Raw genomic sequence first — 13,965 nt, forward strand, 5'->3', positions numbered from 1 at the left:
GACTGCAAGTCATTTGTCTGTCCGGATATCCGCAGATCACGCCGTCAGAGTGGCGGTCGAACCTCGGACCACCAACGTGGGCTCACGCACGATGTCGACTGCGGATTCGTCGGCGGATCCACCCCCATCGAGTCGGGCGGTCAATCGCTTCACTGCCGCCTCAGCGAGTCCCGCGGAGTCCTGTCGGATCGTGGTCAGCTGGATGTGGGCCAACCCGGCCAGCGGGCTGTCATCGAATCCGAGGACCGAAATCTGTTGCGGAACAGAGATTCCCGCCCGGATCAAAACATCCATGACGCCGAGCGCGCACCGGTCGTTGAACGCGAAGACGGCATCGGGGAGATCACCCGACTCGAGCATCGCGGTGGCGGCCGCGGCGCCGTCGCGTTCGGTGAGCCCGCCCGGCCGCACCCACTCGGATATCTGCGCGCCCGTGACAGCACCGCGGTAGCCGCGCTTCCGCTCGGCCGCGCCGGGCGCACCGCACCCGTCGAGATAGAGAATCCGGCGATGCCCCAGCGACAGCAGGTGTTCCATGCCGATCGTCGCACCGGCGACATCGTCGCTGCGGACGGCGTCCACACCGCGCACCCGGCGGGCCACCACGACAGCGGGCATCCGTGCGGCCAGATCGGCGAGCCGGCCTGCCCGCATCTGGGGTCCGATCAGCACCAGACCCTCGCAGCGATCGTCGACCAACGTGCGCACCGCGCGCGGCTCGTCGCGATGCGGGGTGACGGCGCTGAGCACGACGTCGTAACCGAGCGCGTCGGCGGCGACGTAGACGCCGTCGACGAGGTCGGCGTGGAATTCCTGGCCCGCAGCGAAGGTCAGCCCGATGAGGTTGGTGCGGTGCTGCCGCAACCGCCGCGCCCGAGGGTCGGGACGGTATCCGATGTCCTCGGCAGCCTGCCTGACCCGCTGGCGCGTGTGCTCACTCGCGCCGGGCGCGTCGCGCATCACGATGGACACGAGCGCGCGCGAGACGCCGGCCCGCTGGGCCACGTCCTCCAACGTCGGTCTGCGATGCACGCTGTTCACCCTAGAACGTTCCAGAGGAGTCGTTGACGAAAGTCTCCGCAAGGCCCTACCGTACTAGAACGTTCTAGTAATTCATGTCAGATTCGGAGACACACATGCCCAATCCGTTGTCGTTCGGGCTCATCGGCGCGGGGTGGATCGGCAGCTTCCACGCCGAGACGCTGGCCAACCGCCTGCCCAACACCCGGCTTGTCGCCGTTGCCGACCCGGTTCCCGGTGCCGCAGAACGCCTTTCCGCTCCGCGCAGTTATCAGGACCCGCTCGAGCTGATCGCCGACCCCGCCGTCGAGGCGGTCGCCATCTCCTCCCCCGCCGCAACCCACACCGACCTCGTCGTCGCCGCCGCGCAGGCAGGTAAGCACGTGTTCTGTGAGAAGCCGATGTCGCTGACCCTCGACGATGCCGACCGCGCCATCGCCGCCGCCCGAGGTGCCGGGGTCGCGTTGCAGGTCGGATTCAACAGGCGTTTCGCCGCCGACTTCGCTGCAATGCACAGCCGCATCGCCAACGGGGACATCGGAACTCCGCAGCTGCTCCGGTCGCTCACCCGGGATCCGGGCATCTCTGCTGAGGTGGCGGCGCGCGTCAAGCCGTGGACGATCTTCAACGAGACCCTCATCCACGACTTCGACACGTTGTGCTGGCTCAACCCCGGCGCCCGCGTCACCGAGGTGTACGCCCAGGCCGACGCGCTGATCCATCCCCAGTTCGCCGGCCAAGGCTTCCTCGACACGTCGGTCGTGCAGATCCGGTTCGACAACGGCGCGTTCGCCGTCGCCGAGGCCAGCTTCCAGGCCGTCTACGGCTATGACGTCCGCGGTGAGGTGTTCGGCGCCAACGGCATCCTGCAGGCCGGCCTCGAGCCCGACCGCGCCGGGACATCCAATGTCGAGCTGTTCCACGACGCGTACGTCGCACAGTTCGCTCATTTCGCCGAGTCCGTGCGGGCCGGCGTCGAGCCGTCGGTCACCGGGGTCGACGCCCGCGTCGCCCTGGAAATCGCCCTCGCCGCACGCGCATCCGTCGAGCGTCAGGCACCCGTCGTTCTCGACGGGGCGCTGCGATGAGTTTCCAGTTGGCCGTCTGCTCGGAGATGGTGTTCCGCGATCTGCCGATCCTGGATCGGGTGAAGCGCATCGACGAGCTCGGCTTCGCGGCCGAGATCTGGAGCTGGCACGACAAGGATCTGGAGGCGCTGGCGACCACGGGCGCGACGTTCACGTCGATGACGGGCTATCTGCACGGCGATCTCATCGACCCGGACACCTGCGACGAAGTGGTTCGCACCGCCGAGCTGAGCATCAAGGCCGCGGAGATCCTGGGGGTCACCCGCCTGAACCTGCACACCGCCGAACTCGTCGACGGCCAGGCGGCCCGTCCTCGGCAGCGCAGCACCGGTCAGATGTGGCTGACGGCCTCCCGGACGCTCGAACGCCTCGGCGAGCTCGGCGCCGCGGCAGGCGTGACGTTCTGCGTCGAGAACCTCAACACGATCGTCGACCATCCCGGTGTGCCGCTGGCCCGCGCGAAGGACACGCTCGCCCTGATCGAGGGCGTGGGGCATCCGAACGTGAAGATGATGCTCGACCTCTATCACGCGCAGATCGGCGAGGGGAACCTGATCGAACTGGTACGGCGGTGCGGCGACGCGATCGGCGAGATCCAGGTGGCCGATGTGCCGGGCCGCTGCGAGCCGGGCACCGGTGAGATCAACTACCCCGCGGTCGCCGCGGCACTTCGCGACATCGGCTACACCGGCACGATCGGTATGGAGGCCTGGGCCTCCGGCGAGGGTCCGCAGGGAAGTGAGGCCGCGCTGGAGCGTTTCCGCGCCGCCTTCAGCTGACTCGTGATCGCCGAAACGGAATTCCAGCAGGGGTTGTGCGAGAGCGGGCCTGCTGGAATTCCGTTTCGGCGCAGAGAGCGAAGGACGTCACCATGAACAGCACGAAGATCCTTGCCGGCGCGGTTCTGTCGGCCGGTCTCGCGGCAGCGGGCCTTGCCGCGGCGGGCACCGCCGCTGCCCTTCCCTCGGAGCCGCATGTGTGGTGCCCGGGGCAGCCCATGCATTCCCCGTCGGGCCCTGGAGCCAACTACGTCTTGGACATGAACGTGTGCCACACCTGGCAGTACACGAAGGGCGGCATGGGCAACGTCGGGGTCAAGGTCCCGCCCGGCTACGACCCTGTCACCTACCAGCCGACCGGCTGGGAAATCGAACCGAACGGCAACGTCTGGGACGGGCCGGGAATGCCGCCGGGTGCTGCATTCGAATGCGGCATGGGCCTGTTCGGCGTGCCGATCCGCTGCTGAGGTCAGCGGTCGACGAGCGTGGTGTCGAAGTAGTAGCGCGACGCGCGGTAGCAGTGGTTGCCGTACTCGACGGCGGCACCGGAATCGTCGAATGCCGTGCGCGCCATGGTCAGTAACGGCGCGTTCGGCTTCTCGTCGAGCAGTTGGGCCTCGGCGCGGGTGGCGCTGCGCGCGCCGATGCGCTGCCGGGCCAGCCGGATGTGGACCCCGCGGGCGCGCAGCGACTGGTACAGGCCGTTGTTCTCCAACTCCTCGGCGTCGGGCGCGATGTCCGCGGGGAGGTAGTTGATCATCAAGGCCAGCGGTTCGCCGTTGGCGCAACGCAATCGGTGAATGGCGGCGACCTCGCGATCGTCGGCGAGGTTCAGTTCGCGGGCAACCTCTTCATCCGGCGGGCCCACCTGGAACTTGAGCAGCCGCGTCGTCGGCTCTTGGCCGGCGCGGGCGAGATCGTCGAACAGGCTCGTCAACTCGACGCGGCGATGCACAGGATTCTGCACGACCTGTGTGCCGACACCCCGCTTGCGCACGAGCAGACCCTTGTCGACGAGTTCCTGGATGGCACGCCGCGTGGTGGGGCGCGACAGCGTCAACCGCTTAGCCAGCGCGAGCTCGTTCTCGAATCGGTCACCCGGCGAGAGTTCGCCATCGCGTATCGCGGCCTCGATCGCCTGGGCCAGCTGGTAATAGAGCGGAACCGGGCTTGACCGGTCGAGCTCCACTGTCAAGGGCACGTCGGCTCCGATCTCGGGTTGGGGCCTGTCAACGGTAGCTGAATGTTAACACCGATTGAGATAAAGATAGAATGTCAGGACAAAGTCTTGACATCACACCGTGACGAGAGGCACAGTCTTAGTCAGCCACCCACACCTATCCGTCGGAGTGACTTTCTATGACCAATCAGCCATATGACGTACTCGCCATCGGGCGCAGCGGCGTCGACGTGTACCCCCTTCAGGTCGGCGTCGGCCTCGAAGACGTACAGACGTTCGGGAAGTTCCTGGGCGGCAGCGCCGCCAACGTCGCGGTCGCGGCCGCACGGCTCGGGAACCGCTCGGCGCTCATCTCCGGCGTCGGCGACGACCCGTTCGGCCGCTACGTCCGCGCCGAACTCGCCCGCCTCGACGTCGACAACCGTTTCGTCGCCACCCACGGCGAGTTCCCGACCCCGGTGACGTTCTGCGAGATCTTCCCGCCGGATGATTTCCCGCTCTACTTCTATCGCAAGCCCAGCGCCCCGGACCTGCAGATCAGCGCCGACGAGATCGACGCGGACGCGGTCCGTTCGGCGCGGCTTTACTGGTCGACGGTCACAGGACTTTCCGAAGAGCCAAGCCGCAGTGCGCATTTCGCTGCGTGGGACGCACGTTCGCGGCAGCCGCTGACCGTCCTGGACCTGGACTACCGGCCGATGTTCTGGGCCACGCCCGCAGCGGCCACCGAGCAGGTGCAGAAGGCGCTGGCGCATGTCACCGTCGCCGTCGGCAACCGTGAGGAGTGCGAGATCGCCGTCGGCGAGTCCAACCCGCACAAGGCGGCCGACGCGCTGCTGGACATGGGTGTCGAGCTAGCGATCGTGAAGCAGGGTCCCCGGGGCGTGCTCGGCAAGACCCGCCACTCGTCGGTGACGGTGCCGCCCAACGAGGTCGACGTCGTCAACGGCCTCGGCGCCGGCGACGCCTTCGGCGGAAGCCTGTGCCACGGCCTGCTCAACGGCTGGTCGCTGGAGAAGACGCTGCGTTACGCCAACGCCGCAGGGGCCATCGTGGCCGGGCGGCTCGAATGCTCTACCGCCATGCCGACGGCCGGCGAGGTTGCCGAACTGGCCGAACAGACCGCTGTGGAGGCCGTCAATGTCTAAGACACCCCTGTGCCGGGACTACGCCGAGATCACCGAGGTCCGCGCGACTGACCCAGCCGCCGTGCAGCGCGCCTGGGAGCACCGCAAGACCCGGCCGACGTCGCGCGGCAACGGAAGACTGATGATCGTGGCCGCCGATCACCCCGCCCGCGGCGCCCTCGCCGTCGGATCGCGGCCGACCGCGATGAACAGCCGCACCGATCTGCTTGACCGGCTTCGCGCCGCCCTCGCCGACCCCGGAGTGGACGGCGTCCTGGCCACGTCGGACATCCTCGACGACCTCGTGCTGCTCGGAGCACTCGACGACAAGGTCGTCTTCTCGTCGTTCAACCGCGGCGGACTCGCCGGGTCGGCTTTCGAGCTCGACGACCGGATGACCTGCGCCACCGCGGCGTCCACCGCGGCGGCGAAGATGAACGGCGGAAAGATGTTGTGCCGCATCGACCTCGGCGATCCGGGTACGGTGGCGACGATGGCGGCCTGTGCGCAGGCCGTCGACGAGCTCGCCGCCCGCGGACTGATCGCGATGCTCGAACCGTTCATGTCCTCGCGGGTCAACGGCAAGGTCAAGAACGACCTGTCGCCCGACGCGGTGATCAAGTCGATCCACATCGGTCAGGGCCTCGGCAGTACGTCGGCGTATACGTGGATGAAGCTCCCCGTTGTCGACGAGATGGATCGGGTGATGGAGGCCACGACGATGCCGACCCTGCTGCTGGGCGGTGACCCCACGGATCCCGAAGAGGCGTTCGCCAGCTGGGAGAAAGCACTCGCCCTTCCGTCGGTGCGCGGCCTGATCGTCGGCCGCACACTGCTGTACCCCCCCGACGACGACGTCAGCTCGGCCGTCGCGACCGCGGTAGCGATGGTCCGATAATGAACTCGAAACTGTATATCCCCGCCAATAGCGCGGCCGCGCCGTTCACCGTCGCGATCACGCCGGAAGACGCGGGCTGGGCCGAATCATCCTTGCACGTCGTCGATCTCGGCGACCAGGGTTCGGTGTCGTTGACCACTGGTGACACCGAGGTGATGATCCTGCCGCTGTCCGGGGCCGCGGTGATCGAGTGCGACGGACGGACTTTCGAATTGTCCTACCGCGCTTCGGTGTTCGACGGGCCCGCCGACATGGTGTACCTGGGGATCGGTCAGGCCTACGTGCTGACAGGACGGGGGCGCATCGCGATCTGCGGTGCGCGGGCGACGAACTCGTTCCCCAACCGCCGCGTCGCCGCGGCCGACGTCTCCGTCGAATTGCGCGGAGCGGGCAACTGCAGCCGCCAGGTGCACAACTTCGGCACCGCGACGGCGTTCGAGGCCGATTCGCTGATCGCGTGCGAGGTCATAACGCCCGGTGGTAACTGGTCCAGCTACCCGGCCCACAAGCACGACGAGAACACCGACGTCGAAACGCAGCTCGAGGAGATCTACTACTTCGAGGTCGACGACTCCCCCGCCGGGACACCGGGTTTCGGCTACCACCGGGTGTACGGCACCCCGGAGCGCCCGATCGAGGTGCTCGAAGAGGTGCGCACCGGTGATGTGGTGCTGGTTCCGCACGGTTACCACGGACCGTCCATCGCCACCCCAGGCCACCACATGTACTACCTGAACGTGATGGCCGGCTCCGGCCCCACCCGTGCTTGGCTCATCTGCGACGATCCCAATCACACCTGGCTGCGCGGCAGCTGGGAGCACCAGGAGATCGACCCTCGCCTGCCGTTCACTGCGCCCGTTCAAGGAGAATGATCGTGGTTTCCACCGCGCCGAAGTCCACCGACAAGCTCGTCGACGACGAACCGACCGTGCGACTCACGGTCGCCCAGGCGACCGTCCGCTTTCTGGCCAACCAGTACGTCGAGCACGACGGCGATCGGCACAAGTTCTTCGCCGGCTGCTTCGGCATCTTCGGCCACGGCAACGTGGCAGGCATCGGGCAGGCCCTGCTGCAATCCGAGATCGAAGCGGTCGAATCGAAAACCGAGCCGGGCCTGAAGTACGTGCTGGGCCGCAACGAGCAGGCCATGGTGCACACCGCGGTCGCCTACGCACGTCAGCAGGACCGCACCCAGGCGTGGGCCGTCACAGCCAGCGTCGGCCCCGGCGCGACGAACATGCTGACCGGCGCCGCGCTGGCGACCATCAACCGGCTTCCCGTATTGCTGCTTCCCTCTGACACTTTCGCGACGCGGGTGAGCTCACCGGTACTGCAGGAACTGGAGCTCCCGTCGTCCGGCGATGTCACCGTCAACGACGCGTTCAAGCCCCTGTCACGCTACTTCGACCGGGTGTGGCGCCCCGAGCAGCTGCCCGCCGCACTGCTGGGCGCGATGCGGGTGCTGACCGACCCCGTCGAGACGGGCGCGGCGACGATCGCGCTGCCTCAGGACGTGCAGGCCGAATCGTTCGACTGGCCGGTGTCGCTGTTCGCCGAACGCACCTGGCACATCGCCCGCCCGCTGCCGGAGCGCTCGGTGATCGCCCGCGCGGCCGAGGTCATCCGGTCGGCCACGAAGCCGCTGATCGTCGCCGGGGGCGGGGTCATCTACTCGGGTGCCAACGATGCCCTCGCGCGGTTCGTCTCCGCGACCGGAATCCCCGTGTGCGAGAGCCAGGCCGGCAAAGGTTCACTGCTGCACGATGATCCGCGTTCCGTCGGCGCCGTCGGCTCCACCGGCACCACCGCGGCCAACGCATTGGCCAGCGACGCCGACGTCATCATCGGGATCGGCACACGCTACAGCGATTTCACGTCCGCGTCGCGCACGGCGTTCAACAACCCCGACGTTCGCTTCGTCAACATCAACGTGGCCTCGCTCGACTCGGTCAAGCAGGGCGGCATCAGCGTCGTCTCCGACGCCCGGGAAGCCCTCGAAGCGCTGACCGAGCTGCTCGGCGACTATTCCGTCAGCAACGAATACTCAACGCGCGTGGGCGACCTCATGACCGAGTGGAACGACACCGTCACCGAGGTGTACCGCACCGAGGACGGGGTGGCGCTGAACCAGAACCAGGTGATCGGACTCGTCAACACCCTCTCCGATCCCCGCGACATCGTCGTGTGCGCGGCCGGCTCGATGCCCGGCGACCTGCACAAGCTGTGGCGGATGCGCGACCGCAAGGGTTACCACGTCGAGTACGGCTTCTCGTGCATGGGCTACGAGATCGCCGGCGGCATCGGCGTGCGGATGGCCGCGCCCGATCGGGACGTGTTCATCATGGTCGGCGACGGCTCCTATCTGATGATGGCGACCGAGATCGCAACAGCGGTGCAGGAGGGCGTCAAGGTCATCCCTGTGCTGGTGCAGAATCACGGCTTCGCCTCCATCGGCGGGCTCTCGGAGTCGTTGGGCTCCCAGCGATTCGGGACGTCCTACCAGTATCGCGGCGAAGGCGGCCGGCTCGACGGCGGCCACCTGCCCGTGGACCTCGCGGCCAACGCTGCCAGCCTCGGCGCCGACGTGATCAAGGTGAGCACCGCCGCCGAGTTCACCGACGCGGTCAAGGTCGCCAAGGCGGCCGACCGCACCACCGTCATCTATGTCGAGACCGACCCGATGATCTTCGCTCCGGACAGCCACTCCTGGTGGGATGTGCCCGTCAGCGAGGTATCGACGCTGGAGTCGACGCAGCAGGCCTACGAGCGGTACGCGGACTGGAAGAAAGTCCAACGGCCACTGATCAATCCGTCCGATCGCTGAGGAACACTCAATGTCCGACCTACGAATCGCCGTCCTCGGCGTCGGTGTCATGGGCGCCGATCACGTCGCCCGCATCGAGTCCCGGATCTCGGGCGCCCGCGTCACCGTCGTCAACGACTACGTCGCCGAGAAGGCCGAACAGATCGCCTCGGCGATCGACGGTTGCCGCGCCATCGCCGACCCACTCGACGCCATCGCCGACGCGGACGTCGACGCGGTCGTCCTCGCCACGCCGGGCACCACGCACGAGAAGCAGCTGCTGGCGTGCCTGGAGCACGGTAAGCCCGTCATGTGCGAAAAGCCCCTGACGACAGACGTTGCGACGTCGTTGGAGATCGTCCGGCGGGAAGCCGAGCTCGGCAGGCAGCTGATCCAGGTCGGTTTCATGCGCCGGTTCGACGACGAGTACATGCGGTTGAAGGCACTGCTGGACGGCGGTGAACTCGGGGTTCCGCTGGTGATGCACTGTGTGCACCGCAATCCCAGCGTCCCGTCATATTTCGACAGCTCGCTGATCGTCAAGGACTCGCTCGTCCACGAGGTCGACGTCACCCGCTACCTGTTCGGCGAAGAGATCGCCAGCGTGCAGATCGTGAAGCCGTTCTCCAATCCCGGTGCACCCGTTGGGGTCATCGACCCACAGATCGCAATCCTGCGGACCGTCTCCGGGAAGCACGTCGATGTCGAGCTGTTCGTCACCACCGGCGTCGCCTACGAAGTCCGCACCGAGGTGGTCGGCGAGCGTGGCAGCGCGATGATCGGCTTGGACGTCGGCCTGATCCGCAAATCAGCTCCCGGTCACTGGGGTGGCACCATCACGCCCGGCTTCCGGGAGCGATTCGGCCGGGCCTACGACACCGAGATCCAGCGGTGGGTCGACGCCGTCAGAGCCGGCACCAACGTCGACGGCCCCACCGCGTGGGACGGCTACGCCGCCGCGGCCGTCTGCGCCGCAGGTGTCGAATCACTCCACACCGGTCTGCCCGTCGACGTGCAGCTCGCAGACCGCATCTGAACATCCCAGCCCGAAACAAGAAAGTAGAAAGAGAATGACGAACACCATCTCCCATTGGGTCAACAACGCTGTCTTCGACGGCAGTTCGGGTGCGACGGCTCCGGTGACCAACCCGGCCACCGGCGTGGTCACCGGCGAGGTCGCGCTGGCCTCGGTCGCCGACGCGCAGAAGGTCATCGACGCGGCCGCCGCGGCGTTCCCGGCATGGCGCGACACCTCGCTGGCCAAGCGCACCCAGGTGCTCTTCGCGTTCCGCGAGCTGCTCAACGAGCGCAAGGGCGAGCTCGCCGAGATCATCACCAGCGAACACGGCAAGGTCGTCTCCGACGCCCTCGGTGAAGTCTCGCGCGGCCAGGAAGTCGTCGAATTCGCCTGCGGCATACCGCATCTGCTCAAGGGCGGATTCACCGAGAACGCCTCGACCAAGGTCGACGTCTACTCCATCCGCCAGCCCCTCGGGCCGGTCGGCATCATCAGCCCCTTCAACTTCCCCGCCATGGTGCCGATGTGGTTCTTCCCCATCGCCATCGCCTGCGGCAACACCGTCGTGCTCAAGCCCTCGGAGAAGGACCCCACCGCCGCGCTGTGGCTGGCAAACCTGTGGAAGGAAGCCGGTCTGCCCGACGGCGTGTTCAACGTGCTGCAGGGTGACAAGACGGCGGTCGACGAGTTGCTGACCAACCCCAAGATCAAGTCCGTCTCGTTCGTGGGGTCGACCCCGATCGCGCAGTACGTCTACAGCACAGGCACCGCCGCGGGCAAGCGCGTCCAGGCACTGGGCGGAGCCAAGAACCACGCCGTCATCCTCCCCGACGCCGACCTGGACCTGGCCGCCGACGCGATGGTCAACGCCGGCTTCGGCTCCGCCGGGGAACGCTGCATGGCGATCAGCGCCTGTGTGGCCGTCGGACCGATCGCCGACGATCTGGTCGCCAAGATCGCCGAGCGCACAACGCCATTGAAGATCGGTGACGGCACCAAGGATTCCGACATGGGCCCGCTGGTGACGAAGGTGCACCGCGACAAGGTCGCCTCCTACATCGACGCCGGCGAGTCCGCGGGCGCCAAGGTCGTCGTCGACGGACGCACTGTCAAGGCCAACGGCGGAGCTGAAGGCTTCTGGCTGGGCCCGACCCTGCTCGACAATGTCACCCCCGAGATGACCGTCTACACCGACGAGATCTTCGGCCCAGTGCTGTCGGTGGTCCGTGTCGAAACCTACGACCAGGCACTGGAACTGATCAACTCCAACCCCTACGGCAACGGCACCGCCATCTTCACCAACGACGGCGGCGCGGCCCGGCGGTTCCAGAACGAGGTTGAGGTCGGCATGGTCGGCATCAACGTCCCCATCCCGGTGCCGATGGCCTACTTCAGCTTCGGCGGCTGGAAGGCCTCGCTATTCGGTGACAGCCACGCCCACGGTATGGACGGCGTGCAGTTCTTCACCCGCCAGAAGGCCATCACCCAGCGCTGGCTCGATCCCAGCCACGGCGGCATCAACCTCGGCTTCCCGCAGAACGGCTAGCCAGTCCGTTTGACCGTTGCACCGCGAGCGCGCGCGTCTGCACGTAGACGCGCCGCTCGCGGTGGCATTTCATGCACGTTCGCCGGCCACGAAAGCAACCCGTGAACACACAACTCGTCGCGACCGCATGGACCAGCGCCGGCGACACGTCGCCGATGCTGTCGCCCGCGACCAGTCCCGTCCCGGTCGCCGAGCGCCTTCAGGCGATCGTCGAGGCCGGCTATGTCGGATTCGGCTTGATCGCCGACGACCTTCTGGCAGTGCGTGATTCGATCGGGTTTGCGGCGCTACGCGACATGGCAGCCGACCACGGGCTGTCCCACATCGAGATCGAGCTGCTCGAACGCTGGTGGATACCGCCCGGCCGGCCCGGGCACACCTATGACGTCCGAGGCCTGCTGTTCGAGGCCGCAAGGGTGCTCAACCCTGTGTTCATCAAGATCGGGTCGGAGAACGGGCCCCCGCTCACGGACCTGGCGCCGCTGGTCGCACCGCTGCGTGAGCTTGCCGACGAAGCCGCCCGGCTTGGCACCCGGATCGCGATCGAGACCATGCCGTTCTCCCGGATCGCAACGGTCCCGATGGGTGCCGAACTCGTCACGGCCGCAGACCATCTCGGCGTCGGATTGCTCGTCGATGCGTGGCATGTGTTCCGCGCCGGTACCTCACTGTCCGAACTGGACGCGACGCTGCCCGACGGAATGATCTTCGGGGTCGAGCTCGACGACGCGGCGCCGGAAGTGGTTGGCACTCTGTTCGAGGACACCGTCGAACGGCGACTGCTCTGCGGCGAGGGCGCGTTCGACCTAACCGGCCTGATCGGACTTCTGCGCGCGAAGGGTTTCGATGGGCCTTGGGGTGTCGAGATTCTCTCAGAAGATCTCCGGCAGTTGCCCGTTCGGCAGGCGCTTCAGCAGGCCGCGGACACCGCGCGCAAGATCCTGGGCTAGCCGTCGGTGGTACCGCGGGCATCGAGACGTCGCAACACCGCGTCGACGACGAGCGGATCGGTCCCTGACTGACTCCGGTGCTCGACGACAGCGTCGCGCGCAGCTTCGAGCATTTCCTCCTTGAGCGCGTTGAGAGTGCCCGCATCATGCGCGTGGACAGCGCCTTCCTCTTGCGTCTTTCGAGCGCCCAATGAGTGCCACATCCGTTCGGCGTTCTCACGCGCCTCGTCGATCACCTCAGGGTCCACGTCGCCCCGCTCGCGGATTTCTTCGAGGCGGCTGAAACCGGCTGCACTCCCCCGCTGCAGGAGCTCTTGTTCCTCGGCGTCCCGGTCGTCGCCCGATGCCCTCACCCGCAACGCTCGGACGAGCAGCGGCAGGGTCAGACCCTGGGCAAGCATGGTGCCGATGATGACGACGAACGCGATGAAGATCAGACGTTCACGCTCGGGGAAATCGGGGGGCAGCGCCAACACCGCTGCAAGTGTGACGACGCCACGCATCCCTGCCCATGAAGCGACGGTCATCTCACGCCAGCCCACCGGCTCGGCGATGGAGCGCTTTCTCTGCAGCAGCCGTTCATCCAGTGCCGCAACAGGAAAGATCCAGACGAACCGGACCACGACGACAATGACGGTGATCAGCAGAGCCTGCTGGATGAGGATGCCGAGCGGACCGTCGACCTGTTGGGCGACGGCCCGCAGCTCCAATCCGACGAACGCGAATGCGGCTCCGGTGACCAGTAATTCGATGATCTCCCACGTTGTCCCCGACACCAGCCGGGTCTGGGCCGACTCGTGGTCGGCGTAACGGCTGAGGGCCAGCGCGATCGTCACCACCGCCAGCACACCGCTGCCGTGCGCCGCGTCGGCGGCTACATAGGCTGCGAAAGGCATGACCAGAACGAGAGCACTCCCGGCGGGGTGCGCCGGGAGCCTTACGAGAAGCCAGCGGGTGACGACCGCGAGCACCAAACCCATAGCCACACCGATCGCGATCGCCGCGGCAAGGGCCGCCCCGGCACGGAGAGGTGCGAATGCGCCGGCCATTGTCGAAGCGACGGCGACCTCGTAGAGGACCAGCGAAGTGGCGTCGTTGGACAGCCCCTCGCCTTCCAGAATGGTGCGCAGGCGCCGCGGCAGCCGCAGCTTGTGCGCCACCGCGGTAGCCGCCACCGGATCCGGGGGCGCGACCGCTGCGCCCAGCGCCACGGCGGCCATCAGCGGTAGTCCCGGAACCACCGATTGCAACACGAAGCCGACGACAAACGCCGTCACCCCCACGAGCGCGACCGCCAGCAACGCAATCGCCCTACGATTGTCCAGGAACTGCCGCCACGACGTGCGCCGGGCGGCTGCGAACAACAGCGGCGGCAGTACGAGAGGCAGGATCAACTCGGGGTTCAGCGAAGACACAGTCAGGCCGGGGACAAACGCCATCGCCAATCCGAAGATCAGCATCACCACGGGGTAGGGCAGATTGATGCGCTCGGCCAGCGGCGCAAGCAGTACGGTGGCCGCCGCGAGCACGAGCAACAGGGTCAGCGCAGCCACGAA

The 13,965-nt window shown here is 67.1% G+C and carries 13 protein-coding genes; 10 read left to right on the plus strand and 3 right to left on the minus strand.

The genetic code is table 11. The annotated features are described in order from the left end of the window. Positions 1–36: 36 nt before the first annotated feature. A complete protein-coding gene (locus tag P9A17_RS24340) occupies positions 37–1,032 on the minus strand; it encodes a LacI family DNA-binding transcriptional regulator (protein ID WP_278041311.1) in 996 nt (331 codons plus the stop codon). Between the two features lie 104 nt (positions 1,033–1,136). Between P9A17_RS24340 and P9A17_RS24345 the strand changes: the two genes are divergently transcribed. The 3 genes from P9A17_RS24345 to P9A17_RS24355 all read left to right on the plus strand — a co-directional run bounded on the left by P9A17_RS24345 (position 1,137) and on the right by P9A17_RS24355 (position 3,354). Then, positions 1,137–2,108: a Gfo/Idh/MocA family oxidoreductase gene (locus P9A17_RS24345; protein WP_278041312.1), complete on the plus strand. Its 972-nt coding sequence runs from the start codon at positions 1,137–1,139 to the stop codon at positions 2,106–2,108. After that, a complete protein-coding gene (locus tag P9A17_RS24350) occupies positions 2,105–2,887 on the plus strand; it encodes a TIM barrel protein (protein WP_278041313.1) in 783 nt (260 codons plus the stop codon). The genes P9A17_RS24345 and P9A17_RS24350 overlap by 4 nt, the downstream gene beginning before the upstream one ends. Before the next feature lie 92 nt (positions 2,888–2,979). Next, on the plus strand, positions 2,980–3,354 hold the full coding sequence (locus tag P9A17_RS24355) for a hypothetical protein (protein WP_278041314.1): 375 nt from the start codon (positions 2,980–2,982) through the stop codon (positions 3,352–3,354). A gap of 2 nt (positions 3,355–3,356) precedes the next feature. Here the strand turns inward: P9A17_RS24355 and P9A17_RS24360 are convergent, their stop codons facing one another. After that, positions 3,357–4,088 (minus strand): GntR family transcriptional regulator, encoded by a 732-nt coding sequence (locus tag P9A17_RS24360; protein WP_278041315.1) that lies wholly within the window; start codon positions 4,086–4,088, stop codon positions 3,357–3,359. 158 nt (positions 4,089–4,246) lie between these two features. On the opposite strand from P9A17_RS24360, the gene iolC reads away from it, so the two are divergent. From iolC to P9A17_RS24395, 7 genes are all read left to right on the plus strand, one after another. Then, positions 4,247–5,215 carry a 5-dehydro-2-deoxygluconokinase gene (iolC, locus tag P9A17_RS24365; RefSeq protein ID WP_278041316.1) on the plus strand — a complete coding sequence of 323 codons (969 nt, stop codon included), beginning with the start codon at positions 4,247–4,249 and terminating at the stop codon, positions 5,213–5,215. After that, positions 5,208–6,092 (plus strand): aldolase, encoded by an 885-nt coding sequence (locus P9A17_RS24370; RefSeq protein WP_278041317.1) that lies wholly within the window; start codon positions 5,208–5,210, stop codon positions 6,090–6,092. Before iolC ends, P9A17_RS24370 begins: the two co-directional genes overlap by 8 nt. Beyond that, positions 6,092–6,964: a 5-deoxy-glucuronate isomerase gene (gene iolB, locus P9A17_RS24375; RefSeq protein WP_278041318.1), complete on the plus strand. Its 873-nt coding sequence runs from the start codon at positions 6,092–6,094 to the stop codon at positions 6,962–6,964. Before P9A17_RS24370 ends, iolB begins: the two co-directional genes overlap by 1 nt. Before the next feature lie 2 nt (positions 6,965–6,966). Next, entirely contained in the window at positions 6,967–8,916 is a 1,950-nt protein-coding gene (gene iolD, locus P9A17_RS24380; RefSeq protein WP_278041319.1) for a 3D-(3,5/4)-trihydroxycyclohexane-1,2-dione acylhydrolase (decyclizing), read from the plus strand. Positions 8,917–8,926: 10 nt separating this feature from the next. Continuing rightward, positions 8,927–9,931 (plus strand): Gfo/Idh/MocA family oxidoreductase, encoded by a 1,005-nt coding sequence (locus P9A17_RS24385; RefSeq protein WP_278041320.1) that lies wholly within the window; start codon positions 8,927–8,929, stop codon positions 9,929–9,931. Positions 9,932–9,965: 34 nt separating this feature from the next. Then, the gene (locus P9A17_RS24390) at positions 9,966–11,459 is read left to right on the plus strand and encodes a CoA-acylating methylmalonate-semialdehyde dehydrogenase (RefSeq protein WP_278041321.1); all 1,494 of its coding nucleotides are present in this window, start codon (positions 9,966–9,968) and stop codon (positions 11,457–11,459) included. A 101-nt stretch (positions 11,460–11,560) separates the two neighbouring features. Further along, entirely contained in the window at positions 11,561–12,409 is an 849-nt protein-coding gene (locus P9A17_RS24395) for a sugar phosphate isomerase/epimerase (protein WP_278041322.1), read from the plus strand. On the opposite strand, the gene P9A17_RS24400 is transcribed toward P9A17_RS24395, so the two are convergent. After that, a complete protein-coding gene (locus P9A17_RS24400; RefSeq protein ID WP_278041323.1) occupies positions 12,406–13,962 on the minus strand; it encodes a Na+/H+ antiporter in 1,557 nt (518 codons plus the stop codon). The two genes, P9A17_RS24395 and P9A17_RS24400, sit on opposite strands and share 4 nt — an antisense overlap. Positions 13,963–13,965 lie beyond the last annotated feature (3 nt).

This window comes from Mycobacterium sp. 236(2023), assembly GCF_029623955.1.
Taxonomy (GTDB): domain Bacteria; phylum Actinomycetota; class Actinomycetes; order Mycobacteriales; family Mycobacteriaceae; genus Mycobacterium.